At 38.0% G+C, this 26,593-nt stretch carries 23 protein-coding genes; 19 read left to right on the top strand and 4 right to left on the bottom strand.

Translation table 11 applies throughout. The features are described from left to right. Window positions 1-469: 469 nt before the first annotated feature. The 14 genes from RZO55_RS20500 to mtnK all read left to right on the top strand — a co-directional run bounded on the left by RZO55_RS20500 (window position 470) and on the right by mtnK (window position 14,286). Entirely contained in the window at window positions 470-1,204 is a 735-nt protein-coding gene (locus RZO55_RS20500) for a sugar phosphate nucleotidyltransferase (protein ID WP_318066125.1), read from the top strand. Between the two features lie 677 nt (window positions 1,205-1,881). Beyond that, window positions 1,882-2,796 (top strand): ABC transporter ATP-binding protein, encoded by a 915-nt coding sequence (locus RZO55_RS20495; protein ID WP_318066124.1) that lies wholly within the window; start codon window positions 1,882-1,884, stop codon window positions 2,794-2,796. Then, a complete protein-coding gene (locus tag RZO55_RS20490) occupies window positions 2,793-3,533 on the top strand; it encodes an ABC transporter permease (protein ID WP_318066123.1) in 741 nt (246 codons plus the stop codon). The genes RZO55_RS20495 and RZO55_RS20490 overlap by 4 nt, the downstream gene beginning before the upstream one ends. 112 nt (window positions 3,534-3,645) lie before the next feature. Further along, on the top strand, window positions 3,646-3,933 hold the full coding sequence (locus RZO55_RS20485; protein ID WP_318066122.1) for a hypothetical protein: 288 nt from the start codon (window positions 3,646-3,648) through the stop codon (window positions 3,931-3,933). Beyond that, window positions 3,933-4,559, top strand: a complete 627-nt coding sequence (locus RZO55_RS20480) for a tetratricopeptide repeat protein (RefSeq protein ID WP_318066121.1) — start codon at window positions 3,933-3,935, stop codon at window positions 4,557-4,559. The genes RZO55_RS20485 and RZO55_RS20480 overlap by 1 nt, the downstream gene beginning before the upstream one ends. Before the next feature lie 47 nt (window positions 4,560-4,606). After that, on the top strand, window positions 4,607-5,854 hold the full coding sequence (locus RZO55_RS20475; protein WP_318066120.1) for a DUF6365 family protein: 1,248 nt from the start codon (window positions 4,607-4,609) through the stop codon (window positions 5,852-5,854). Window positions 5,855-5,857: 3 nt separating this feature from the next. Continuing rightward, on the top strand, window positions 5,858-6,730 hold the full coding sequence (locus tag RZO55_RS20470; protein WP_318066119.1) for a hypothetical protein: 873 nt from the start codon (window positions 5,858-5,860) through the stop codon (window positions 6,728-6,730). Between the two features lie 202 nt (window positions 6,731-6,932). Then, a complete protein-coding gene (locus RZO55_RS20465) occupies window positions 6,933-7,787 on the top strand; it encodes a sugar phosphate nucleotidyltransferase (RefSeq protein WP_318066118.1) in 855 nt (284 codons plus the stop codon). 10 nt (window positions 7,788-7,797) lie between these two features. Next, the gene (locus RZO55_RS20460) at window positions 7,798-8,694 is read left to right on the top strand and encodes a radical SAM protein (protein WP_318066117.1); all 897 of its coding nucleotides are present in this window, start codon (window positions 7,798-7,800) and stop codon (window positions 8,692-8,694) included. Window positions 8,695-8,769: 75 nt separating this feature from the next. Continuing rightward, window positions 8,770-9,936, top strand: a complete 1,167-nt coding sequence (locus tag RZO55_RS20455) for a DUF6365 family protein (protein WP_318066116.1) — start codon at window positions 8,770-8,772, stop codon at window positions 9,934-9,936. Window positions 9,937-10,014: 78 nt separating this feature from the next. Beyond that, window positions 10,015-11,712 carry a B12-binding domain-containing radical SAM protein gene (locus RZO55_RS20450; protein WP_318066115.1) on the top strand — a complete coding sequence of 566 codons (1,698 nt, stop codon included), beginning with the start codon at window positions 10,015-10,017 and terminating at the stop codon, window positions 11,710-11,712. A gap of 12 nt (window positions 11,713-11,724) precedes the next feature. Beyond that, window positions 11,725-12,909 (top strand): polysaccharide pyruvyl transferase family protein, encoded by a 1,185-nt coding sequence (locus tag RZO55_RS20445; RefSeq protein WP_318066114.1) that lies wholly within the window; start codon window positions 11,725-11,727, stop codon window positions 12,907-12,909. Window positions 12,910-12,920: 11 nt separating this feature from the next. Beyond that, complete coding sequence (locus RZO55_RS20440; protein WP_318066113.1) at window positions 12,921-13,094, top strand: hypothetical protein; 174 nt, start codon at window positions 12,921-12,923, stop codon at window positions 13,092-13,094. A 1-nt stretch (window position 13,095) separates the two neighbouring features. Beyond that, on the top strand, window positions 13,096-14,286 hold the full coding sequence (mtnK, locus tag RZO55_RS20435) for an S-methyl-5-thioribose kinase (RefSeq protein ID WP_318066112.1): 1,191 nt from the start codon (window positions 13,096-13,098) through the stop codon (window positions 14,284-14,286). Between the two features lie 173 nt (window positions 14,287-14,459). Here mtnK and RZO55_RS20430 read toward each other — a convergent pair whose 3' ends face one another. Continuing rightward, on the bottom strand, window positions 14,460-15,659 hold the full coding sequence (locus RZO55_RS20430; protein ID WP_318066111.1) for a macrolide family glycosyltransferase: 1,200 nt from the start codon (window positions 15,657-15,659) through the stop codon (window positions 14,460-14,462). Between the two features lie 268 nt (window positions 15,660-15,927). Between RZO55_RS20430 and RZO55_RS20425 the strand changes: the two genes are divergently transcribed. Then, window positions 15,928-16,704, top strand: a complete 777-nt coding sequence (locus RZO55_RS20425; protein WP_318066110.1) for a MerR family transcriptional regulator — start codon at window positions 15,928-15,930, stop codon at window positions 16,702-16,704. Between the two features lie 138 nt (window positions 16,705-16,842). Here the strand turns inward: RZO55_RS20425 and RZO55_RS20420 are convergent, their stop codons facing one another. Then, on the bottom strand, window positions 16,843-18,270 hold the full coding sequence (locus tag RZO55_RS20420; RefSeq protein ID WP_318066109.1) for an amino acid permease: 1,428 nt from the start codon (window positions 18,268-18,270) through the stop codon (window positions 16,843-16,845). A 97-nt stretch (window positions 18,271-18,367) separates the two neighbouring features. Continuing rightward, window positions 18,368-19,090 carry a FadR/GntR family transcriptional regulator gene (locus tag RZO55_RS20415; RefSeq protein ID WP_318066108.1) on the bottom strand — a complete coding sequence of 241 codons (723 nt, stop codon included), beginning with the start codon at window positions 19,088-19,090 and terminating at the stop codon, window positions 18,368-18,370. 260 nt (window positions 19,091-19,350) lie between these two features. Between RZO55_RS20415 and RZO55_RS20410 the strand changes: the two genes are divergently transcribed. Genes RZO55_RS20410 through RZO55_RS20400 form a run of 3 tightly spaced genes read left to right on the top strand, consistent with a single transcriptional unit; the run spans window position 19,351 to window position 23,129 of the window. Further along, window positions 19,351-20,547, top strand: coding sequence for a mandelate racemase/muconate lactonizing enzyme family protein (locus tag RZO55_RS20410; protein ID WP_318066107.1), 1,197 nt, complete (start codon window positions 19,351-19,353; stop codon window positions 20,545-20,547). Between the two features lie 27 nt (window positions 20,548-20,574). Continuing rightward, window positions 20,575-21,924: an APC family permease gene (locus tag RZO55_RS20405; protein WP_318066106.1), complete on the top strand. Its 1,350-nt coding sequence runs from the start codon at window positions 20,575-20,577 to the stop codon at window positions 21,922-21,924. A 17-nt stretch (window positions 21,925-21,941) separates the two neighbouring features. After that, window positions 21,942-23,129, top strand: a complete 1,188-nt coding sequence (locus RZO55_RS20400; RefSeq protein ID WP_318066105.1) for a mandelate racemase/muconate lactonizing enzyme family protein — start codon at window positions 21,942-21,944, stop codon at window positions 23,127-23,129. A gap of 58 nt (window positions 23,130-23,187) precedes the next feature. Here RZO55_RS20400 and RZO55_RS20395 read toward each other — a convergent pair whose 3' ends face one another. Continuing rightward, complete coding sequence (locus RZO55_RS20395; RefSeq protein WP_318066104.1) at window positions 23,188-24,729, bottom strand: class I SAM-dependent methyltransferase; 1,542 nt, start codon at window positions 24,727-24,729, stop codon at window positions 23,188-23,190. Between the two features lie 263 nt (window positions 24,730-24,992). On the opposite strand from RZO55_RS20395, the gene RZO55_RS20390 reads away from it, so the two are divergent. Continuing rightward, window positions 24,993-26,549: an SPFH domain-containing protein gene (locus RZO55_RS20390; RefSeq protein ID WP_318066103.1), complete on the top strand. Its 1,557-nt coding sequence runs from the start codon at window positions 24,993-24,995 to the stop codon at window positions 26,547-26,549. Window positions 26,550-26,593: the final 44 nt, after the last annotated feature.

Genomic DNA, 26,593 nt, shown 5'->3' with positions numbered 1-26,593 from the left:
TCCTGACGCTTTTTTTATTTATTGGCTTTTAGCTTGTTTAACATGGGTGAGTTTCTCTTTAAGAGATATGAATCTATGTGAAATAATAAATCACCCATCATGTTGATGGTGTGCAACAGTAATCTAAACATTAATTGGATAAATAGGGGATATTAAAAGTTAAAATTAACTATTGCTTATGACGTAACGTCGCATGATAGAATAAGATTAAAGAGAATAAATAGATTGACTATTTGAGGTGGGAAAGGTGGTGAGATAATACATAATTATGAGTGGAGAAGTTTTATTGAATTAAATTTTCTACTTTTTTATATTAATGAAAAAACATATAAGTAAAAGTATTGGAAAATGAAAATACAGAATATTGGAGGAGTATAAAGGGAAATTAAAAAAATGAATTATTTATGGATTAAATTAATGAATAAGTTGAATATTAGTTTTTTGTGGATCGAAAGGAAGGATTTAACCTATGAAAGGTGTTATTTTGGCTGGTGGAAATGGTAAAAGAATGTATCCATTAACGGTTGTTACAAATAAACATTTGCTCCCTATTTATAAGAAACCGATGATTTTTTATCCCATTGAGACCTTAGTTAAAGCTGGTGTTAAAGAAATTTTAATAGTAACATCTGGAGAATACATAGGGGATTTTTACAGACTTCTTCATAATGGAAAGGAATGGGGAGTAAATTTCCACTATGAAATACAGGAGGGTAATACTGGCACTGGAGCAGCTTTGCTATGTGCTGAGGATTTTGTAAAAGACGATGATTTTATTGTAATCCTTGGTGATAACATTGTTACAGAAGATGTGAAACCATATACGGAAAATTTCAAGGAACAAAAAAACGAATATAAAGCCAAAATTTTGATAGCAAAAGTAAATAATCCTGAAAATTATGGGGTAGTCGAGTTTGATGATAATAAAATTATTAAATTAGTAGAAAAACCTGAAAGACCGGCAACAAATTATGTAAATACAGGACTATGGATATTTCAGTCTGAAGTGTTTTCATTACTTAAGAATTTAAAAATTAGTCGGAGAAATGAATATGAAGCCACAGATGTTTTAAATTTTTATGCAAAGCAAGGTAAACTTTCCTATGGTATCATTCAATCAAAATGGACAGATGCAGGTACGTTTGAACAGCTCTATAATGCTACTGTTCAAATGAAGGAATTAGAGTCAAAAAAAAGCAAGTAAGCGCACTATCCGGTGTATGGGCGCCAAAGTCGATATCTATCTAACCTTCTTCTCTTGATTATAACTTAAATTATATAACATCATTTCTTATAATAATTTGCCGAGTTATTAAAGAAATAAAAAATGTCAAAACTTGCGGTGAGAAGTCTTCCTGTTTTATAGAATAAAGATTTTTTTTGTGGTAAGATTCCTTCTTATAGAAAATATAAATACGTTATCGAATTGTGGGATAAATAAAAAGAAAGCTTATAAACTCCCTGGTATACAGATAAGTATATAGATACATGTTAAAAGAATTCATTAATAAATAAGAAAGACGTGTTAATTGTTTTGTTGGACCATATCAATACACCGTTATTGTAGGTTAAATAATAAGAAAAGGCTATATCGGCTTAGCAGCCTCAAGTAAGCATTATGATATAAATAATATTTAAAAATAGTATTGCTCACGACGTAACGTAATATTGTATACTCTGGTAGAAAGAATAAGTGGAGGTGAAACCTATGGTGACTTACACAGCAGGAGAACTTGCACATAAACTCGGGGTTATAGTAATTTTAATAGGCTTGTAGCAATGATGAGTCTAATTAAATAGGGCAGTACAAGCAATTCATATGAAGAATAGAGGTATATTATAGATTAAATCGAACATTATTGGAAAGCGAGGCGTTATATAGTGAGTGATTCTATTATCTCAGTCGAGGGACTTATCAAAAAATACGGGGCTGTTTCTGCAGTTAATGGGATTAGTTTCAGCGTTAAACAGGGAGAAATTTATGGCCTTCTGGGACCAAATGGAGCGGGGAAAACAACGACGCTTGAGTGCCTGGAAGGTTTACGGAGAATTGATGGTGGTAATATAACTGTGGCGGGATGTAATCCGCGAAAGGATAAAAAAGAGATACGTAACAAAGTGGGGGTTCAGCTTCAATCTTCCTCATTCCCGGATGGAATGTTAGTCAGTGAGGCAATGGCGCTTGTTTGTGCATGGCATCAAACAGAATACCGAAGTGATTTACTAGAGTGCTTTGGCATAGAGGGTATGATCAAAAAGAAGTATCATCAGCTTTCCACAGGACAACAGCGACGCTTGCATCTAGCTCTTGCTCTAGTCAGCAATCCGAGCGTCGTTGTACTAGACGAACCGACTGCAGGACTTGATGTGGAAGGACGTGCACAATTGCACAATGAGATTCGTAAACTCAAAAAACAGAACGTAACGATGTTACTTGCAACACATGATATGGCGGAAGCGGAGGAACTTTGCGATCAGATAAGTATTGTTATCAAGGGAAAAGTTGCAGTGACAGGGACACCTTTTGATGTTACTGCCGCAAGTAAGCGTGATTCAAGAATTGCAATCCGTACGGACAGAAACAGTCTTAGTTCCAAATGTAAAATTGAAGGCGCAACCTTCTTTGGAGAAAAAGATCGTTACAGTATCTGGGCATGCAGTGATAGTGCTTTGGCAATAGGCGCTTTGATGCAAAGAGTGAAAGAGGCAAATGACTCTGTAATTGATCTGCGCGTTGAGCGACCATCACTAGAAGAAAGTTTTCTTGAACTTGTGAGCGGAGGTGAGATAAAATGAAAGCACTTTTGAAATTTCTTTGGATCCAGCTAAAAATGGATTTAAGAGAAAAAGGAACGTTGATGAATTATTATGTGGTTCCCCTTTTATTTTATATTTTAATTGGTTCGGTTTTTTCTCAACCTGAAACAAAATCAACTCTTGCAGCTACGATGATTATATTTGCGGTAACAATGGGAGCTGTTGTTGGCATACCGGGACCGCTTGTTAAAATGAGAGAATCGGGAACACTAAGGGCCTTTTCTGTAAACGGAATATCGAATGGAATGGTGACATTTGTTCATGCTATCAGCGCATTTCTTCACGTATTGATTGTATCCGTGATTATTTTTTGTACATCGCCACTAATTTTTAAGAGCGATAATCCAACATATCCCGTCTTGTTCTTTTTCGTTTTGCTGTTGTTTCTTTTTACAAGTACTGCAATTGGTGTACTTATTGGAACTGTTGCCAGAAACCAGTCGTTCGTTACGACATTTTCACAACTTGTTTTCCTGCCTTCGATTCTATTAAGTGGCATCATGTTTAACACCTCAATGCTTCCAAAGGTTCTTATGTGGGTTGGACGTATTTTTCCGGCAACTCATGCCATGCAAATGTTTAAGGGCTTGGCATTTCATAGACAAACTGATTATAGCAGTATGATAGCACTACTTGCATTGACAGCTATTGGAGTGGTAGCAATTACTTTAACATATTTAAGAATTCGGCAAATATCAAAAGGAGTACTATCGTAAGAAGATTATAAAATACAATAATCGTTGAGTATTGGCTTGATACATACTATCAATATAATCTCAACGTTAATTATACATTATACAAATATATTATATTATGGAGGGAAGTTTTATGGGTAACCTAGAAAATCAAGATTTTTCCGAAATTAGATCCCTGCTGATGAGAGCGATTAAAGATGCAGAATTTAAAAAAATGTTGATATCAGATACGGATAAGGTACTGGAAGAATACAATTTTACTGAAGTTCAAAAAATCCTCATTAAGTCACTTCGAGAGGATGATATTGATAAGCTATCACCAGAAAATTTGGAAGAATACTTTTCTGCTGATTCGGCAGTTTATACTCCGGATGTAGAAGAAGAACTTTTAATGGAAGAAGCGGGGGAAGATGATATATAATGAACAATACTGATTTAAAGTTTAAAACTGTAACGGCCAAAGATATAGATATTATTAGAACAACTGCGCTTTGTGCAAAAATAAATAAAGAAAAAGCAGCTGATATCTTGAAGGATGCTTATGAAAAAAACGATAATGATACATATATTAAGCTATCATATGCACTATTTAATCTTTGCGCAAACACATCAAATGATGCGCTGGAAAGTAAAATGAAAGTAGAAGCAGCATTATTTGCTTTTGAAGAGATTTTAGAGGATAAGCCCGATTACTGGCTCGCATGGCTTTATAAAATCAGAATATTGATGATGCTTCCCAATAATAACAAGGACGAAAGTGTGATTATAGATGAGCTGCGAGATATGATTCAAATTCAAGAAAATAGTGATTATATGCCTTATTTTATCGCACCATACTTTTTGCTTGCAGAACTCTATATGAATGCATCGGAAATTCCAAAAGCGTTGGATATCATCGAACAAGCAGAAAAATTACAAAAATGTAAAATAAGTAACTTTGCCTCCACTATACATTCGATTTTTAAGAGTTTTATTAAAAAAGCTGCGGTAATGCATTACCAGGATCTTATGCAAAGAGCCGAACATTTAGAACATGCTTTTTTTTAGAAAAGTGAAGCTGCTTATTGAACTTACGACTGCTTATAGGAGTTGCCATGAAAAAGATATTAATCATTGTTTTAAGTGAAATATCCACTGGAGAACTTACGATAGGGTATGAATTTGGTAGTAGGCTTGCAAAAAATAATTATGACGTGAAATTTTTGATTTCGCCCCAATTTGTATCTTTTCTCGATAATAGAAAAGAAAAGTATTTTGTTCTTAAAAGTGAAGAAGATGCTGCAACAAATTTTTTGCGATTTAAACAGTACGTGGAAGAATTTAAGCCGGATTATTTTTTTCTATCAGATGTATATACAACAGAGTATTCAAAAACATGGTCTGGCGTTTGTATGAAAGTCTTGAAGATGTATGGCATACCCATTATTGGTGTTGATGAATATGAGTATTTATCAACAAATTTTACTCCGGACTATTATGGGGGGATTTTTGAAAAATTACCTCCGTTGCTAAAAAAATGCGACTTTGTGGTTAGAGATTGTCCATTGAATGTACCGAGAGGAAAAAATGATGCTGTTTTTAACTTTAGCTTGTATGACAAGGATTTACATATTTCTGAATGTCGTAAACGGTTTATCCGGAGCAAGTTTGGCATATCGCAGAGTGAAAAATTAATTTTTTATGCGTCGTCATCTTGGGAAATAATCAATTTTCACCTTTCATCGTCTCTTCAGATGCTAATGAAATGGATTCCTCTTATGTTGCAGTATTACCTGCTTGAGCTGAATAGAAACGTTACCATCATTCACATTGGGCCTAAGCCTTGGGAAATAGTTCAGGGGAATAAGATTCGCTATCTTCACCACTCGTATCTAGTTCCTGAACAATTTGATGAATTACTATTAGCTTCCGATTTGTTCATTACAATTAACTCGGTTTCAGTTACGATGTCCAAAGCTGTTTTTGGTAACGTACCCTGTTTACTTTTCCAAAACAGTAAGCATATTGATTTCAAAAGGTTGGAAAAACGTCTTACGCATATGCCACAATGGTATCAGATTATGGCAAGGGAAGTTGGAGAGGTTTTTCCCTTTAAAGCCGGTTTTTTCGGGTGGTATGCTCTTCTGCAAAGTGTGATGCGGAATAACAACTATACTCAAACATATCAGGAAGTACCGGTTTTTAAAATGATTGAGGCGGTACAGTCTTTCAATGATTATCTGTTTGATATAGACAAGATAAGAGATATAAAAAAACGTCAGTCAGAATATATAAATGAACTGCAAAAAAGAGTGGATACGCCAGAGCAAATCATGGAAAAAATAAGTTTCATAAAGGGGTGAATTATGGAATTAGTAGCGCATATTAAAGATTTATATGAAAATGAATTTCAGCCGTGCCTAAATTTGCCTTCAGGGAAAAACTACAGATATCATATTAAAATGAACAACCTATTTCTGAATATGACTGGGGATATTGTAAAGTGGCAGAACCTTGAGAGCCAGTATACTAGAAAAATAATTGAATCTATACCAGAAAGCTATGTACTTAATGACTTTGTAATGGACCAGGTGCTCTTCTCTTCAAGCAGAAAAACGGAGCCAATGCATTGGACGTTTGGAGAAAATTTCAAAATTCCATATTTCCTTATAGACAGTAAATTCATAGGTACTGAAACCCTAAGTAGACGCATTGTATTATTGAAAGCGAAAGAACAGGTAGAAAAACTTTGGAAAGAAGTACAACGCTTTCCCAAACTGTCTAGTGTTTACCTGTTTATTATGCAGATTTACGATATTATATCGTTTGAGACTTTTATGGGTTCTTTAACAAGCCTTAGACTTAAATGTAACATGATCGGAGAGACTTTTGAACTGAAAAATATATCAGAGACACAATCTTCTCTGGGATTAGGGTTTTATTCAGAAGAATCTATTTTTAAAAACGGAATATTTAATGTAACTTTTATGGGATATACGAGCTTTAAGGAAAAATCTTGTGCATTCTTCTTATACCGTTGCGATGGTTCCAAAGTGAAAATGGTGGATGATGTTTTAAAAGCAAAGAGAGAGGGGAGTTCATACTATTCTGGAACGCTTATAATTGATGTTGAAACATGGTCTCTTGTTGCAGGTACGATGATGGAAGATTATATTGCAGTGCAAAACAAAAGAAGCATACGGGTTAAAAGAAATATCAAAACAGAAATTGAGCTTTAAATAATTATTTATTTACCTCTTGGAATCTATAGTAAATACTATCCTAAGGAGTTGATGGAAGTGATTTTAAATGCAAGAAAGTATGGAGCATTGTCCTGAAATTACTATATAGAGTAGCAAAATGAACTGTCGTCAGAATAGTATTTACGTACTTCACAGATAACAAAGTGGCAGGAATAAAATAATTATGGAGGGGAAGAAGATGCATGATTGTAGCGACAAAGTAGTATGTTTGATACCGTCAGCAGGCATAGGAAAACGAATGAAACCATACCGTGGTGTGAAGGAACTAACGACCATAGGTTATCGTTATTGTACAGTAGACGGTAAGATAAAAAGAGTTCCGAAAGTTTTGGGAGAGTATGTCATTGATAATATGCTTACAACAGGAGCTCAAAATGTTATTATGGTTACCAATGAACAAAAAAGTGAATTGATAAAATTTTACGGTGACGGTAGCCAATATAACGCGAGTATTGCTTATGTTTGTCAGAATACTGATTCCAAGTATTATGGTATGCCTATTGCAATCGACCAAGCGTATAGCTGGATTAAAGGTTTTACTGTATTACTTGGAATGCCGGATACGATTGTGGAACCAGATACCAGCTTTTCAATCTTGTTAAATGAGCATATTGCCCAAAATGCAGATTTGACAATCGGCGTTTTTCCTACAGACACTCCTGGAAAACTGGCACCGGTTTGTTTCGACGAAACAACCGGTAAAGTGATAAAAATCTATGACAAACCGAAAATGACTAAGGTTTTTAATACTTGGAACATCATCGTCTGGGGTCCGAAGTTTACAGAATTACTTCATGAATATGTTTTGGAATATAAAAATAGTTACAATAAAACAAAAGGAGAAGCTATTTTAAGTGATATTTTAAATATGGCGGTTGATAAAGAACTTCGTGTCTTTGCTCATTTTTTTGAGGACGGATATTGTTATGATCTAGGTGACACTGAAAAATTTGTGTCTCTAAAAATCCAGTTGGAGCATAATGAAGAGAAAACTGTTAGTGAATTATTAAACGTACATTTAATTAACAATTAGGGGGGATAAAATGAAAAGTCTGAGCGTGCATTTAACCGATAAATGCAATAATTCCTGCAATTTTTGTGTGGTGAATTCCAGTCAAAAATCGAAGGAAAAGGTAAATCAGAAGGTAATTTATAATTTTCTGAAAGAAAATGCGGGTAAGGGATATGAGTGTGTGAATCTGCATGGAGGGGAACCGACGACGATTCCGGAACTTTTAAATATTCTGGAAGACATTAGAGGGTTTGATTACCCTGCTGTTTCCATACAGACGAATGCAAGGTTATTAAAAGATTTAGAATTTGCAAAATCTCTTGTAGATAGGGGAGTTGACCTCTTTGTCGTTTCCCTACATGGGAAAGACGCTGCACAGCAAGACTACTTCACCAATGTAGAAGGTAGTTTTGATGAAACGGTAATTGGGATAAAAAATGTAATAGCTCTTGGGAAAAAAGTCAGGACAAATACCGTTGTGTGCAAACAAAATGTAGCTAATTTACGCGAGATTGTGGAGTTGGCAATAAGTTTGGGAGTGCAGCATATAAACATATCCGCTATTCATCCAGCAGGTAAGGCATTCAAAAATTTTCATCAAGTTACACCGCATTATTTTGAAATTATGGATGAAGTAAAAAAAGCAGTTGATTTTGTTGTAGAAAAAAACATCACCTGTACGTTGGAAGGCTTCCCGTATTGCGTGCTGGGGGAATATGAGAGATATATGTTGGATTGGGAACAGAATCATTTTAAACTGCTATACAGGACCACGATACTAGAAGATTATGATAAGTTCATGCGGAATGAGTCTTGCAAACAGGTAGGATGCTGTAAATATTGTGATAAGCTTCAAAAATGTGGGGGAGTTTATAAAGAGTATCTACTTTATTATGGCGCGGATGAATTTGCGGCTATAAAAGAATGAGCGAGTGTTTAAATTATGAATATCGCATTTATTGTTACGAGTTATTGGTCCTATGGGGAAATACTGATCGCTGTTATGTTTGCAAAACGAATCATAAAATCGGGCTATCATCCATATTTCTTTATTCCATCGAATCATGCTGAAATTTTGAAAAAAGAGAAAATACCTTACACACTGCTTTTTCATGGTATGGGCAAGATAAACCGCATACTTTTTCAGGATTACGTTCTAAAGTATAAACCAGGACTTGTGATTTTATCCGATTTTCTCAATTATAATTTTTGTGAAGAACATTATGGGTTAACTTATGAAGATTTAAAGCTGTTTGACTGTCCAATAGGAACTTTTGACAATTTTGATTGGACATGTCAGAAAAGAGATATGGATACCTATGGCTTTAGAGCGGCAAAGGTATCAAATGTTAATATCGATAAGTATGGCTTTAAAATAATTCCATGTCCGATTGCAAACCCGCTGAATAAAGCATGTGGCGACAAGTATTATTATTCACTAATGCAAAATGTAATACCGTATATGGAGAAAAGTAAAAAGCAGGTGCAGGAAGAACTGGGGATTGAAAAGGATAGGCCTGTAGTTCTTATTACATCAGCAATGTGGCAGGAGACCTATAAGATGTATCCACATGTCAAAAGTTTTGTTGAGGCAACGGATGGGGTATTTAATCGCCTTCTAATTTTTCTTTCGAAATATGCCCAGGTGATTCAAGTAGGTGGTAAAAAAAATGTCTCGCTTTCGAATATCAGATATATCAGTAGACTTGCACCTAGCATGTTTGATCGTTATGCAATGGCTTGCGATCTGTTCCTCACACGTAACATCACATCAACAACACTTGCAAAACTGACGTTGTCCGGTGTGCCTACTATGGTACTTTCTAATTCACTCCGATTTAAAAAGGGCGAAGTAATAGAGCCAGGTTTCCCATTGAATCCTCAGATCATGAAGGCACTTCGGTCAATGGATATGTGTTATCCTTACCGAATGTTTCCTGTAGGATGGTATCGCTTTTTGGAACCAATGCTACAGGATAACCCCTATATAGATGTTATGGAGAATGCCGAAATCTTTGATGAAGATGACGTGAGGTTCAAAATAATAGAAATACTTAAAAATCAAACGGTACGTGATGGGTTTGCAGAAAGAGCAAAGAAATATCGAGACATAGTTGCTTCTTTGGATTCGCCAGCTGAAATTTTAAGGCATATTCAAAAGAAGCTATAAAAAAAGGAAATTTTATGTGCTACAAAGTTTTGCACAAGAATCAATAACTCAAAATTGATTGATAAGGAGGAAAATATTTTGATAAGAAGCACATTTTTATTTCTTTCACCTTCGGAAACCAGTCTGCAATATCCTGGAGAAATTGCGAGTCTGCCGCTAAATTTGGGACTTGGTGTTATTTGTGGTTACCTTGAACAAAAGGGTATTACTGTTGGAATGAATGATCTAAACGTATCACTCTCACAGCTATTCGGAAATGCGGATAGAAAAAGGCTTGAAGCTGTGTATGAATACGAGCGGTTTAAAAATTATTTAAATACCGGAGAAGATGCGGAGCTTACACAACTTATTGAAGAATTGACAGTAGATATTGGGTTTGAATCCTATGATTCATACGGGGTTTCCATCGGCGCTGATTTTTCATTTCTTCAAATCCAGTTCGGTTTTCTTCTGGCGAAATATTTAAAGGTGAAGTATAAGAAGCTTGTTTTCGTCGGGGGAAACAATATTTCTTTCCTTTTTATCTTTCAAGATGTTTTCCGGGAATTATGGGAATTAGTGCTTCAGCAGTTTGAGTTTGTTATCAAAGGGGCAGGGGAACGAGTCATTTATGAAATAATTAAGAGCCTTAACAACGGTGCGGAAAATGATATTATGAAAAAGATACCAGGTCTTGTATTTTCACTAAAAGGGGGGGAGATTAAAGCAAATGATGAAATGAAACCAATTGTGGTGCGCCCGAATTGGAGTGGATTTGATATGTCTTACTACAAGCGGTTTTTGAAAAAAGATAAAGAAGGTAAATTATTACCTGAGAATCTTGTTTACTTTTTTAAATGGCCAGATACCTACACAGGAAGTCCAGGTCAGGCTATAAACCGATATAATAGAAATAGTGGAATAGATTTAGAGCCAACCCTGATTCTACCTTACATATTCAATTACAATTGCCCATATAATTGTGCATTCTGTACCCAAAGTGATTATGACAGGGGGAGCATTGTGGGGGGAGATCCAGATCAGGTCCTCAATGATATTCTTATCCTACAAAAAAAATATGATACTAAATATTTTTATTTCCTAAATAATGCATTTAACTATTCAATAAAGTTCGTTAATGAGTTCTGCCACAAAGTGATAGAAAACAATGTAGAGATATACTGGTCTGACTGCGGGCGTTTTAATAACTTAACATATGAACGGTTGGAATTAATGAAAAAAGCGGGGTGTGTCAAACTTACATTTGGTTTTGAGAGTGGAAGTCAAAAAATTATTGATTTGATTGATAAGAAAATTGATTTAAACCATGCGAAGCGTGTACTTCAATGGTGTCATGATTTGGGCATTTGGTCAGATATAGAGGTAATTATTGGCCTTCCACAGGAATTAGACGAAGATTTTGAGGAAACTTGCCATTTTATACGCGAGAATAAAGAGAATATCAATTACTTCTGGGTAAATGAGTATTTTGTAGTTCCCAACAGCTTAATTGGTCGGTATCCGAAAAGATATGGAATCGAGTTGCTGAAAGGTATAACCAATTATAAAAAACTACTTTACAAAAATCTTGAATTTTTACAAAGCAACAAAACGAATATAATGACATCCAATTCAAAGCTATATGGGTTTAATGAAATAGGTAGGCGCAGTTACAATGAAATTGTCAAAAGTGATAGGCAAAAAATTGTCGAACTTAATAAACTGCAGAACAGGGAGTTTTCTCAGGTCTCAAAATTTTACTCTGCTATAATGAACAGGGAATCAAGTTCTGATTAGGGGGAAATGGGTATGAAAATAGCGGTGTTTGGGGCGTTTGGTTTTCAAAATACTGGCGATCAATTAATAGGTATGGCAACAGAACAATTGCTGAAAGAAATTAACCCGGAACTATCCGTGGATTTATATTCTATACAGCAATTCTTTTCCTATAATAAGAAGAAAGAGGGAAATGTTCAATTCATCGGTCGCAGATATCAAAAATTTTATGACAGGTTGAATGAATATGACGCTGTTATTATCGGTGGAGGTGCATTGCTTTTACCGATACATGATTTTGATCCTTTTCTACTTTGTGAAGACAGGAAATATCCTAAAGCGGCATGGAATGCTTTAGGTAGCCAGTACACGCCGGTAAACGATCCTCGCTTTGAAAAATGGTACGGCAAAATAAAAAATGCTGTTGATAAGTTAGAATATGTGAGTGTACGTTCTCAGAGCACAAAAAGGTTATTGGAAACAGTGGGCTGCCAGACAGAAAAAATTCATCTGGTACCCGATGCTGCCAGTGGTTTACGAATAGAATGCGATGTGCAGAGTATGAATGAACTTAAAAAGAAAATAGGAGTTTCTTTTGGAAAGAAGTGTATAGGAGTTTCCATAGGACCCGAATTGCAAAAAGAACCACTTAATTCTTTTCAACAGCAGCTTGCTATCGCATTGAATGAAATCATAAAGAAAGAGCCAGACACAGACATTGTGATTTTTCCTTTTGGGCAGATATATGGAGATGTCACCGCCTGTGAAACATTTGCGGCTCTGGTACCTGGTGCAAGGTATGCAGGTTCGCATTTAACACCGAAAGAAACCTGGTGTCTTGTTAGTTTACTTGATACGTATTTGACGGTACGGTATCATGGTGCTGTGGCAGGGCTTGCACAGGGTATACCAACCATTATAATGGATTGCTATCTCAGCAACGGAATGTTAGGAAGTAAACTGAGAGATTTTGCTTATCAGTTTGGACTGGATCAATATTATTTGTCGCCTATTATAGGTATCTGCGAAAGACCAGAAACCCGTAATTTTTTTCATACAATAGGTAACCAGGATGATCTCGCTCAGCTCATACTGAACAAAATATATTTAGCAGGAATCAGCAAATCATATTGGCGGGAAATATCGGAAAAAGCACATGCTGATGTAAGAAGTCATTTCCGATCAATGTGTTCTAAACTTAATCTTTTAACAAAATAAGGAGTGATATTATGGAATATAGAAGCTTTTTGCATACAATTTATAAAGCGGTGGCACTTGGACTCTCAGTAGCTGCACTGGTGCTACTCATTTTAAACGTGGGAAGTTATAAAACATGGCTTACGACACTTTCTGTTTCTGTAATCTGTCTTACGCTTTCGCAGTTTGATAGGAGGAATAAATAGTTTGGAAAATAAAAGTTTAGAACGATTTTGCTCTCTATTAAAGAACGGGAGAATTTTCTCGGAAAACTCAAAAATTAAATTTGAGGAGATTGGAGACGGCAATCTTAACTATGTTTTTAGAGCGAGTACTGATGAGGACGGGGATAAGAAGTCTGTTATTATTAAACTGGCTTTGCCGTATCTTAAAATTGCAGGTGAAGCTTGGCCACTTACGGTTGAGCGGAATAAGATAGAGTATGAATCTCTAAAGTTTTTATCTAAATTCTGTGGTGAATATGTCCCAAAAGTATATTTGCAAAGCAAAGAAGAACATCTTTTCATAATGGAAGATTTAAGCCATATGGAAATATTGAGAAAAGGTTTGATGAATATGCAGATTTATCAAAAGCTTGCTGGACAAATTGGAGATTATCTTGCCAAAACGTTGTACTATACCTCTGATTTTGGTTTTGATTCAAGTAAAAAAAAAAAGTTGGCTGTTTCTTTTGATAATCCGGAGCTTTGCGACATAACTGAAAGGTTGGTTTTCACCGACCCGTATCAAGACAGTTTATCAAATAATATACGACCGGGTACTTATCCGATTGCATTAAAACTTTGGGACTATGATAAAGTAAAGGTTGAAATAGATGCGCTACGGTATGTTTTTATGAATACGCCGGAAGCGCTTATTCACGGAGATCTTCATACCGGTTCAATATTTGTCTCAAAAGATAATTGTAAAATATTTGACAGTGAATTTACGTTTTATGGTCCGATAAGCTATGATATCGGTTTATTTTTTGCGAACATATTATTTGACTTGTTTTATTGGGAGTATAACGGGAGAGTGTGTAGTATTGCTTTTAAACAATACCTATTATCGGTAATTGAAGATACTTGGAATTCATTTAAAATTAAATTCACCAAATTATGTAATTTGAATGACAAGAGTTATCTTCTATGTAAACAGATGTTTGTCGAAAAATATTTAAAACATAATCTTAAACAAAGCATCGGATTTTGCGCCTGTGAAATGCTACGTAGAGTAATTGGGATGGCACATGTGCCAGAACTTGACGCTATTATAGATAACACTGCCAGGGACATAGTTGAAAGATATTGTATTGAAGTAGCAGAAAAAATGCTCCTTTTACGGAATAATTTCGATGAAATTGAAGACTTTACAAACTTTGTTAAACTTAATATTTAACTATGAATGCCGTACTCCCCATATTGGATTATCTGTGTGAAGATGGATTCTCCGCCTGACAATAATACTCAACCGGAGAATCGATACATTGTTAGCCCAAATAACCTTGGATTAACTGCTTAAGTTGTCCAAGATATTGTCATCACCCTCCTATATTTATGACCGAATTATCGCTATTTATGTGCAATGAAAGTTAATATTCTATCAGTCGCTTCTTGATAACCGCCGCATGCATTAAAGTTTTCTTGCATTATTTTAAGATTTTTCATATATATTGGATCAGATAAAACCTGATTGACAGAATTAGCGACTAGTGTCGGTGAAATACAATTTTTGTCCAGACAAATTGCCAAATGAAGTGCTTCGCACCTCTTTCCCATAAAAAACTGGTCGTTTGCAATTGGTATAACAATAAAAGGAATTGCATGTTTTAACAAATCATTTGTTGTATTAGCTCCTCCGTGTATGATTGCTCCTTTGATATATTTTAACAGCTTTGTTTGAGGGATGTAGTTTCTTATTATAAAATTTGGGGGTATTTTCATATTATGCATATCAGCATTATGTGCAGACATAACAACAATGTATTCAGTATCTTTAAATGCATCAAAAAAAATTTGATATAATTTATACTCAGTTGCACCGAATATAGTTCCAAGAGAAATATATATTACCTTTTGGTTAATTAATTTGTCAAAAGGAAAATCAACGGATCCGTCGTCAGGATTGCTGGCAGGTCCCATGAAGATATAACTTGAATCATAGTATTCTGGATTTGGCATAAATGATTTTGAGGTAAATATAATATTTAGATCGCCTTTATTAAAAAACAAGTCTTGAAGCAACGGAAATTTTATTCCATATTTTAAACTGATTTTATCAGAAATTTTATGATAACAGAGTGATTGAGCTATATTTTGATAATCCACCATATTGTTGTCTTTATATGTACCAGTTAAATCATTAACCGATGCAAGGAGGGAAAACATGGAAATGGAAGGAATTTCTAGTATCTCAGATAAAATTTTACCATAAGTAAGCAAAGATCCATAAACTATATAATCGAATTTTTCCAGGTTATGTTGCTCTATCATATAATTAATGGCTGGATCGATAGAAGTTAATACCTTATTAAAAAATTCTATATAGCTTTTTGCACTAGGCATTATCTGATTTTCACATAATATTTTTTGGAACACATCACATTCATAATTGTATCGGTATATAGCTCCCGCCTGTTCGATTTTTGATTTGAATGTATCTGTGCTGTAATAGATTACTTGTTCTCCCCTTTGTGATAATTCCTCAACAAGGCCTAATGACGGATTTACATGACCAAAAAGAGGAACATCCCAAAACAATACTTTTGACATAATATCACCTCATAAAAATTTTTAATCATTTACAAGAAACTAAGTATTTATATTTTATACAACTTATTTTTTGAGTATAATACGTGACCTCGCGTTGTGTGCAATAAAATTAATTATTAATAATAAATGAATACATATTTATAAGCCAGTATTATTAATAGAAATAATACGTAAAGGTAGAGCTCCTTAGAAATGTGTTTGATATTGTTCCAGAGCACTGGTAGGAGCTTCACTATAGGTAAAAAAACTAGTCCCGAGGTGAAATAGAATGAAAGATGAAAAAAAACTATTGTTTAAAGTTGGAGAGTTAGCAAGTCTGGTGGGAATTTCCGTAAGGACACTTCAACATTATGATCAGAAAAATTTGCTGAATTCAAAGTATAACGAGAGTCATAAAAGAGTTTATAATCGGGATGATTTGTTAAAATTACAGCAGATTCTGTTTTTAAAGTCATTAGGATTTTCTCTTAAGGAAATTGATGACATCATTTCAAAGCAGGCAAATGGTGATGATTTAGAAAAAGTTTTTACAGCTCAGCGAAAAATATTATTAAATCAAATTCAAAACTTAAATAAAATCGTAGAAACACTAAACATGGCAATTGCCGAAACAAATGTTGGACAAAAAATAAGCATGGACAGAATAGTTACAATTCTGAAATTAATGAATCAAGAAAATCCCTATACATTTATTGTCCAATATTTTGATGATGAGCAGTTGAGAACAATTAATAATAGTTTGCTAAAAAACCCTGAAATACAGTGTGAGGAAAATGAGTTGTTTTCGCAGCTTGACAGTTTGTATCACCAAGGTGAAGACCCAGCAGGAATACGAGGGCAGGAGCTTGCAAAACGTTGGTGGGATTTGGTATATGAGTTTACATCTGGGGATAAGGAGATGATGAAAACACTTTTTTCAATTGGTATAGATTCTTCTAAATGGCCTGAGAATACGAAAGATATCCAGAAATCAATCGAGAGTTTTTTAGCAAAAGCATTAAACATATATTTACAGAATAATAATATATTGATTAAAGATGAATAAAAAATATATGACCTTCCATCTGGACTCCCGTTAATCGGACAGGGGGCAGCTAAATAAGCATGGAAAAAGCGTCAAAAACCAGGTGGTATCACAGGATATCAGACCGGTTCCTGACGCTTTCTTGTATTGTTTCTGTCTTTATTTCTCAGGTAGATCGGAATGATGAATTTCTTCCGAGAATTCCGTTAACAGCCTGCGGCGCTGTGCAGTATCGTCCGGTGTGCGCTCAGGACTCGGATTCCTCCGTTTTGCGTTGGCACGTACCAGCGGATAACAGGCACAGAAAAATGCAACTAAAGCCATTCCAGTGAAAAATCCTATAGTCTGTCCTTTTATGAACGGCATGCTGAACATGGCGATGAGAAGACCTGCCAGCGTAAATAAGGAGCTGTATGGGAATCCGCACAGCCGGCAGTTCCCTTCCGGTTTTCCGTTTTTTCTACGAAAACGGATATGAGTAGCCATCAGCATGATATACGTAAATAGAAGTGCAAATCCACCGGAGCTGATTAAGAATAAATAAACCTGCGGAAAAAACAGCCCGAAGTATAGAAACAGCAGCATGGAGCAGCCGGAAAACAGAATACCCCTATAAGGCACATCGGTTCTGTCTCTTAAAAAACCAGGCCCCAGACCATCTTCTACCAGAGAACGAAGCATTCTGCCGATTCCGAACATGGCAGCTACCATGGTGGACAAAATTGCGCTGATTAATATAACTGTCATGGCAGTACCCGCCCATGTCATCTGATAACGGTTTAAGGCTGTCACCATGGGGCTGACATCACCGGTTAAAGCGGATGTGGGTACCAGAAGCAGCAGAACGGAAATGCAGAGAATATAAAGGGATACCAGCCATCCTACGGTCAGATGAATTGCCCGTGGGATATTTCTTTCCTTATTCCGTGTTTCGCTGGCAGCAAGTCCGATAATCTCAAAGCCTGCATAGGTAAAAAGCACGATCAGCATGCTGCCTGCCAGGCTTTTAATGCCTCCGGGGAGGAAGGGTTCAGACCTTAATACCTGAAATCCCATTGGCTGATAACCAGGTACAAGTCCGAATACGATGAGAGCGCCAAAAAGAATAAATCCCAGGATGGCAACAATCTTTACTCCTGCAAGAATGCTTTCCAGACTGCTGAGCTGGCTGGCTCCCAGAAGATTAATAAGAGTCACGCTCAGAATTAGAATCGTTCCCAGAATCGGTATGGATATATTGGGAAACCATGTCCGAAACAGCAAAGATACAGCAGTCGCCTCGCTTGACATGGCGATTACCATTCCGGTCCAGTAAACCCAGCCAACGACGAATCCGGCGCCCTTGCTTAAATATTGTGAAGCGAATGACCGGAAGGAACTGGAGGAAGGATTGGAGACAGTCATTTCAGAAAGAGCAAACAGGATGAAATAGACCATAACTCCGCATATCAGATAAGAGAGTATAATCCCGGGACCTGCGGCCTGTATGGCTACGGATGATCCGAGGAAAAAGGAACCGCCGATTACGGTTCCCAATGCCATCAGTGTTAAGTGGCCTGCAGTCAGACCATTTGCTTTCTGTTTCATAGGGCTCCTCACTTTTTGCTTTTTGTTTTATTATTTCTTTTATTGGAAAAGTTATACCAAATAAAAAAATACAAAAAATGAGTAACGCTTCATTTCCTTATTCACTGTCCTCCATTACAAGATTGATGGAAAGAGCTTCATTATAAGCCTGTTTGCATGCTTCTAAGTCCTTGTCCAGCAGAGCTTTGTAAATTGTAACATGGTTGTCCGGATCTTCGCTGTACTTCTTTTCTATCCAGAGATTATTTTTCCTCGGTATAATCTCCAGTAAATATTGGCGGATAATATTTTTAATCAATAAAAATAAATCAGCATAAACCGTGTTGTGGCTGATGCGGAATATATGATAGTGAAATAAAAGGTCTTCTTCCACCAATATCTGTAATAAGTCCTCAGTAGCCGTTTGCTGAAAGCATTCCCGGGCTGCCAGGTATCGGTCCAGCTGCTTTTTTAAATTCTTCAGATCATGATTGGTGGCGTGAATCATGGCCAGTCTGCAGCACTCGACCTCAATCAGCATACGCAGAGAATAAATTTCATCAAATGGTTTTTTTGAAGAAAAGAAGTCTGAAATGTCATAAAAAAGATCTCCAAGAGAAAATTTCTTAATGTAAGTCCCTTCACCGACCTTTGTCTCCACAACCCCTAACGTATTCAGTTTCTGAAGTGCCATGCGTACTGTCAGACGGTTTACACCATAAAGCTCTGCCAGGCTGCTCTCAGATGGCAGTTTTTCGCCGATTTGCCATTCATCTGCAAGAATGGATTGTTTCAGGCTTTCACATACTTGTTCCACAGCTGATATATGTGTAATTTTCATTGATTTTTTATCGTTCATTTTTTTCACTCGCTTTTTTAAGTTATCACTATTTTGGCACAAAAAGTCAGATATTGCAATTCCTTTTCAAATGTACTCCTCTGATTTTGAATAAATAGAAAATGAAATTGTTGAAAATGCACAACAAAATACAGATAAAATTATACATAACATGAAAATGTAACAAAGTATTGACAGAGAGCCTGAGGTGATGTACGATTAACCTAGCGAACAAGTGAACAAACAAACAAGGAGGATGTTACATGAAGATTACAAAGGTCGATGTGTTTCAGATTAACGATCCGGAGAATCCTGTCTGGAAGCCGGTGCTGTGCAGGATCTATACGGATGAAGGAATTTACGGTGATGGAGAAGCCGCCATGGCATACGGGATCGGCTCTACAGGTGCATTTGGAATGGTGCAGGATTTGTCCAGACTGATTATTGGAATGGATCCACTGGATAATGAAGTGATCTGGAATAAGCTTTATAAGCAGACGTTCTGGGGACAAAATGGAGGGTGCGTTTTTACTGCAGGAATGAGTGCTATTGATCTGGCATTATGGGATATACGAGGGAAGTTCTTCTCAGTTCCGGTCTATAAGCTGCTGGGAGGAAAACGCCAGGATCATTTAAGAACCTATGCCAGCCAGCTGCAGTTCGGATGGCAGCCCTCCATGGAAGCTGCGTATACAACAGAAGACTACGTAAGGTATGCACAGAAAGCCGTATCTGAGGGGTATGACTGCATTAAGATTGATTTTTTTACCTACAAGGAAGATGGTACAAGCTACAGCGACACGGAGCGGACCACACTTCTGCCGCCTGAGAGGCTTCAGACAATCGTAGAACGGGTAGAAGCAGTCCGTAATGCAATTGGTCCAAAGGTGGACCTGATCATAGAAAATCATTCCTTCCTGGATGCACAGTCATCAGTACAATTTGGAAGAGCAATTGAAAAATACAATATTTTCTATTATGAAGAGCCCAACACTCCAGATCCCGTCACAACACAATACATATCAAAAAGCCTGAATTTCCCAATTGCCAGCGGGGAAAGAATCTATACCAGATGGCAGTATGCGAAATATTTCGAGAATGCCTCCTTACAGGTGATTCAGCCGGATCTTGGAACATGCGGAGGAATTACGGAAGTAAAGAAAATTGCGGATATGGCTTATACCTACGATGTGGCTGTCCAGATTCACGCCTGCGGCAGTCCGATCAGTACGGCTGCTGCACTTCAGATTGAATGTGTAATTCCCAATTTTGTAATCCATGAGCACCATATTGTGAATCTGTGCGATTTTAATAAAAAGTTATGTAAATATGATTATCAGCCGGTAAATGGTAAATTTAAGGTTCCGGATCTTCCGGGTCTTGGAAATGAGCTTTCTGATCTTGTTATCAATGGGGAAAAGGTATCGATTGAAGGGGATAAGTTGTTCTGGTCATTGTAAAGATTGCATGCGGAGGAGGTATTTAATATGGGCAAAAATGTGGTTCGTCAAGAAGAGGGGGTTCTGGGGTTTACGGAATTGTGGGCGATTGGAATTGGTCAGGTAATCGGAGCGGGGGTGATTACTCTGATCGGTCCGGCCATAGGTCTTACCGGTTATTCGGCCTGGCTGGCTTATTTTGTGGCCGTCTGTCTCGGTGCTGTCACCAATCTGCCGATTATCATTTTTTCATCTGTTACAAAGTACTCCGGAGGAGATTATTCCATCATCACGATGCTTGGGGGGCAAAAAGCCGGTGGAATGTATATTGTAGGATTTTCCCTGCAGACTCTGGGGATGTCACTATTTGCCACAGCTCTCGGCTGGTATGTAAATTCCATGTTTCCAGATGCAAATGGTATGATTGTGGGGATCTTTTTCCTCTTTTTCTTTTACTTTATTAATATGCTGGGTGTTGCAAACATGGCCAAGGCACAAAAAATAATGAGTGCGGTTCTGATCGCTTCTCTTTTACTGTTCATTATCGCAGGTGCAGGTAAGGCTGATTTCACACCGGCCTTTGATTTTAAAAGCAGTGAGTTTTTTAAAGAAGGCAGCAAAGGTTTCTGGGCGGCAGTTATGCTGTTGGTCTACTCCTGCCAGGGGTATAAATTTAATGTGAATTACGGTGCCCAGACGAGAAATGCAACAAGGAATATGCCACTATCCATGCTGGCGGTTATACCTGTTCTGCTGGTGGTTTACTGCGGTGCCGCTCTCATAGACTCCGTGGTACTTCCTCTTGAGACAGTTGCCGGCCAGCCCCTTACTCTGGCTGCTGGAGAGATTCTTCCAAAGGCACTGTTCTACGTGTTTATGTTTGGAGGTCCCATCATGGCACTTCTGACAACCATGAATTCCAGCTATGGAGCAATGTGCGGTCCCTTTTTAAAGGCTTCAAAGGATGGATGGTTTCCTGAAAAACTGGGAGCAGTGAACCGGAAAGGGGGAGCTTATGTTGTACTCACCATACAGCTGATTGTAGGGCTGATCCCGGTATTGCTTGGATTCTCAGTAAAGACCATTGTGAACAATATGATGCTGATTATGTCTGTTTATAATTTTCTGCTGTTTTATTCCCTGACAAAAGTTCCGCAAAAGATGCCGGTTAAATGGGCAAAGGCCAAAATGCATATGAGCAGTCCACTGTATTATTCCATTCTTGCAGTTGCATTTATTGTTCAGGCAATAATTGCCTGGAATTCCATGCGGTCATTAACACCGGTACTTGCTGGATTTAATATCACCGCTTTGATTATCTGCTTTACATATGCCATTTTGCGCCACAGATCTGGTAGGACGCATGTGGATACAGAAGGAATGATAGAATTAGGATAGAAAGGAAAAAAATGATTATGAAAATAAATAAAATTGATGTATTTCGCCTTCAAACAGTCGACAATCGTATGAACAGTCCAATCGGCTGCCGAATTTATACCGATCAGGGGATCTTTGGGGACGGTGAGGCCGGTATGGCTTACGGAACAGGGGGAAGTGCTGCGTTTGGCATGGTTTGTGACCTGGCGGAGCTTGTGATAGGAATGAACCCGTTGGATACGGAAGCAATCTGGGAGAAGATGTATAAAAGCACGTTTTGGGGACAGAACGGCGGTCCGGTGGTATTTTCCGGGATAGCAGCCATTGATGTGGCCCTCTGGGATATTAAAGGAAAATATTTTAATGTTCCCTGCTATGTTCTTCTGGGCGGAAAGGTGAGAGATAAACTTCGCTGTTATGCCAGTCAGCTCCAGTTTGGCTGGGGAAAAGAAGGAGAAAAGCAGCTTTGGGCTGTGACTCCGGAGGATTATGCGAATAACGCCCGTCTGGCAGTAGCAGAAGGCTATGATGCCATTAAGATCGACTTTTTTGACCGTAATGAAAAAGGAGAAAAGCTGACTTCATTAGATACTACAGGACTTCTTGACCCGAAAAAACTGAGAATGGTGAAATCCCGTATGAAAGCCGTCAGAGAGGCTGTTGGTCCTGATGTGGATATTATTATGGAGAATCATTCTTATCCGGATGCTTTAAGTGCCGTGCAGCTGGGAAGACTGGCAGAGGAATACGGGATATGGGCATTTGAAGAACCTAATACTCCTGGTATTAAAACATCAGAATATATTACAAAGAATATTTCAGTACCCATTGCAAATGGAGAGAGGATATTCAGCCGCTGGCAGTATGCTCCTTATTTTGAAAAGAATTTAATTCAGCTGGCCCAGCCGGATATTGGAAACTGCGGAGGAATAACAGAGGTAAAGAAGATCTGTGATCTGGCTTATATTTATGACGTTGCCATTCAGATGCATGTGGCAGGCAGTCCTCTGGCCACCAATGCGGCTCTTCACTTAGAAGCAGCTATCCCCAATTTTACAATACATGAGCATCATGTCTGTAACCGCATGGATACTTCAAAGGGGCTGACAAAATACAATCTCCAGCCGGAAAATGGATTCTTTACACTGCCCACGCTTGCGGGTATTGGAAATGAATTTTTGGAGTCTGCCATCAGCAGTGCACGTATGTTCCAGTCAATTGAATAGAAGGATCTGGTTAAAAACAGGCTGTGAAGCAGATTGCTCACAGCCCGTTTTGCTGAAATTATTTTTTCCTTGCCCGGATTAAATACTGGTAGGTAGTAAATGCATCCATACTGCTGGTACTGATGGAGCAGAGCTGTTCGATCAGCTTTTGCTGGGCGGGTGTGATATAGATTCTGGTAACCCCAATATCTTCAAGCTGATAACCAGCCTGAGAGAACATGCGTGTGATCTCATTTTTAGTAAAGAACCGCAGATGGGTCTTATCAAGTATTCCGCTTTCCTCATAGGTAAAGTATCCGTTTAACAGATTACTGACTACCGAAATATGCATGATATTGGGGATGCTTGCCAGTATGGCTCCGCCTGGTTTCAGATACCGTTTCATATTTTCCAGTACAGCGCCAGGCTGATGAAGGTGTTCCAGTACATCTCCAAAAATAATATAGTCGAAGTATCCTTCCTCATAATCCAGATTTTCTTCCACATTGCCCTGGGTTACAGGGAATAGCATAGATGAGATATTCCAGGCGCCTTCATCCAGTTCGATTCCGTGGGGCTCAGAAGAGGGGTATTTCTTCTTAATGGCAAGCAGGGAGGCACCGCAGGCACACCCTACATCCAGGACTCTTATGGGAGCTTCTGAAGGATCTTTAATCAGTGCCAGAATATCCGGACGTGGGAACAGGGAATAATTCAGCCGTACGTTCCATTTCTGATAAAAATGATTGTAATCGCTCCAGCGGGCCTGATTGCTTTGCTCCACACCAAAGGAGTAAACATAGCCGTGGTGGCATAAATAAGTGATTTTTTTCAGTTTAAGAAGCTGAAAAGAAAAATCCTTTTCTGTAACTTCCTGGGTCAGAAACTGTTCATCAAAGCCTCCTGTTTCGCCATAGAGATCTCTGCGTAAAAGTACGGTGTTGCAGGAAGGCATTAAAACCGGATCCATCTGTTCATCTCCGGGCAGATTGTGTTCATCAGCATAAATGCTGGCCCGGTCAATAGGGGAATTAAAATCTGTCAGACCAAAGGCGGGTCCGTTAGTGACAGCATTAACGGCTCCGATGGAATCTTCCTTATAAAGGGACATGCGCAGATGGAACAGAGCATGGGGAAGCAGTGCAGAGCCTTTTCCCAGAAATAATAAATCTTCTTGTTTATCAGTAAGCTCACTGGCTTTATTAAATGCTGCGCCAGGTGTCAGATCTTTTACAGGAATGATCCTGATTTCATCTTGCTCCTTCAGCCATTGGGAGACATCGGCTGAACTCTCATCATCCATAACAATGATCGTTTTTACATCTTCCCTGTTTAAGACGCATGTCTGTATAATTGCTTTCATCATACTTAGACCGGGGACAGAAGGAATTAAGAAAGCGGCAGCCGGTATCTGGGCTGAATGGTCCTTTTCCACGTCCTTCATACTTGCAGTCAGTCTTTTAACGTCTTTTGGACTGCTGCATAAGAACAGGCTGTGAGCGTAGCAAAGATAAGCCCGCTTGAGATTGCCGTTCAGATGATAATAATCCCCCATTTCTTCATATGTTTTATAGTTTCTGCTGTTTTTTGCAGCTTCAAGGTGCAGATCCTGAATGTCCATGAAAACTCCTTTCAAATATTCATATTTCTGTAATGTTATTACTCTCTTATCAGTATATTCTCCAGGTACATGCTGATGTGCGAAACACGGCCGGGGACAGGCATTTGATAGAAAAAACATTGCTAATAATATAAAAATCGGATAATTTGTTAAGAAAAGCTTAAGCATTGTTGAATTGAATGAAAGAGTCTAATTTGTTATAATAACTACGACTGTATTAAAAAAAAGGTCAAAATACTACACCAATAGAAGGGGAAAAGAATATGATGAGTATGAGTTTGTATTCCACAATTATTGCCGTTGTTCTGATCGCAGGTTTTCTGGCAATCCTGATGTCAGGCTATGTAAAGGCTCCGCCAGATATGGCATTTATTATTTCCGGTTTAAGAAGAAAGACAGTGATCGGAAAAGCCAGTATCAAGATTCCGTTTCTTGAACGAATTGATAAATTAAGTTTAAAATTGATTCCGATTGATGTTAAGACATCCACTGCAGTTCCTACTGCGGATTACATTAACATTCAGGTTGACGCAGCAGTAAATGTAAAAATCAGCAGTGATCCAACCCGTCTTTCTCTGGCAGCAGAGAACTTCTTAAATCAGGATACGGAATACATAGCCCGGGTGGCACGAGAAGTATTAGAAGGTAATATGCGTGAAATTGTAGGCCGCATGAGACTGGAAGAGATGGTCAGCGACCGTATGAAATTCGCGGAACTGGTAAAGGAAAATGCCATGCCGGACATTGCAGCCATGGGACTGGATATTGTCAGCTTTAATGTACAGAATTTTTCCGATGCCAATGGTGTCATCGACGACCTTGGTATTGACAACATATCACAGATCAAGAAGAAAGCAGCCATTGCAAAAGCAGAAGCAGATAAAGAAATTGCCATTGCAAAGGCATCTGCTGACAAACAGGCCAATGACGCAAGGATCAACTCTGAGCGGGAAATAGCGATCAAGAACAATGAACTTGATATTCAGAAATCTGACTTAAAGAAATACGCTGATATGAAAAAGGCAGAAGCAGATGCTGCATACCAGATCCAGCAGGAAGAGCAGCGTAAGACAATTGAAATCACATCGGCTGATGCAGATATTGCAAAGCAGGAGAAGGAAGTACTGATTAAGCAGCGGGAAGCCGAGGTTATGGAAAAGTCTCTTGATGCGGAAATCAGAAAGAAAGCGGAAGCTGATAAATTTGCCAGACAGCAGAAGGCAGAGGCCGAGCTTTATGAGCGCCAGAAAAACGCAGAAGCAAAAAGGTTTGAAAAGGTTCAGGAGGCAGAAGCCCAGAAAGCAAGTGCAGAAGCCGAGCGTTATACAAAAGAGCAGGAAGCCCAGGGTATCCGTATGGTGGGTGAAGCGGAAGCCGAATCCATTAAGGCTAAGGGTCTTGCGGAAGCCGAAGCCATGGAAAAGAAAGCTCAGGCATATCAGAAATACAACAATGCGGCTGTTGCCGAGATGATCATCAAGGTATTACCGGATGTGGCAGGTAAGATCGCAGAACCTCTGTCTCAGATTGATAAGATCACTATCATCGGAGGCGGGGAAGGCGGCAGCCTCGATTCCGTATCCGGCAATGTTCCGGCTGTAATGGCAAAGCTGTTTGAATCCATGAAGGAAACCACCGGGATTGACTTAGGAGATATCGTAAAGGCTGGAACCTATGATGCCAAGGTAAACCGGAATATTAACATCAGCGGAGTGCCGGAGATCACCATTAAGCAGGAAGATAAGACGGTGGTTGATAAAACAGAGGCAAAAGCAGATATAGATGAGGGTATAGATACAGATACAGAACCAACAGTATAATTAAGATGGCGGTATTGGAGAGAAAATCTCTGGTACCGCTTTTT

It is taken from the genome of Clostridium boliviensis (assembly GCF_033342255.1).
GTDB lineage: Bacteria > Bacillota > Clostridia > Lachnospirales > Lachnospiraceae > Lacrimispora > Lacrimispora boliviensis.
This window is presented reverse-complemented; position numbering and strand designations above follow the sequence as displayed.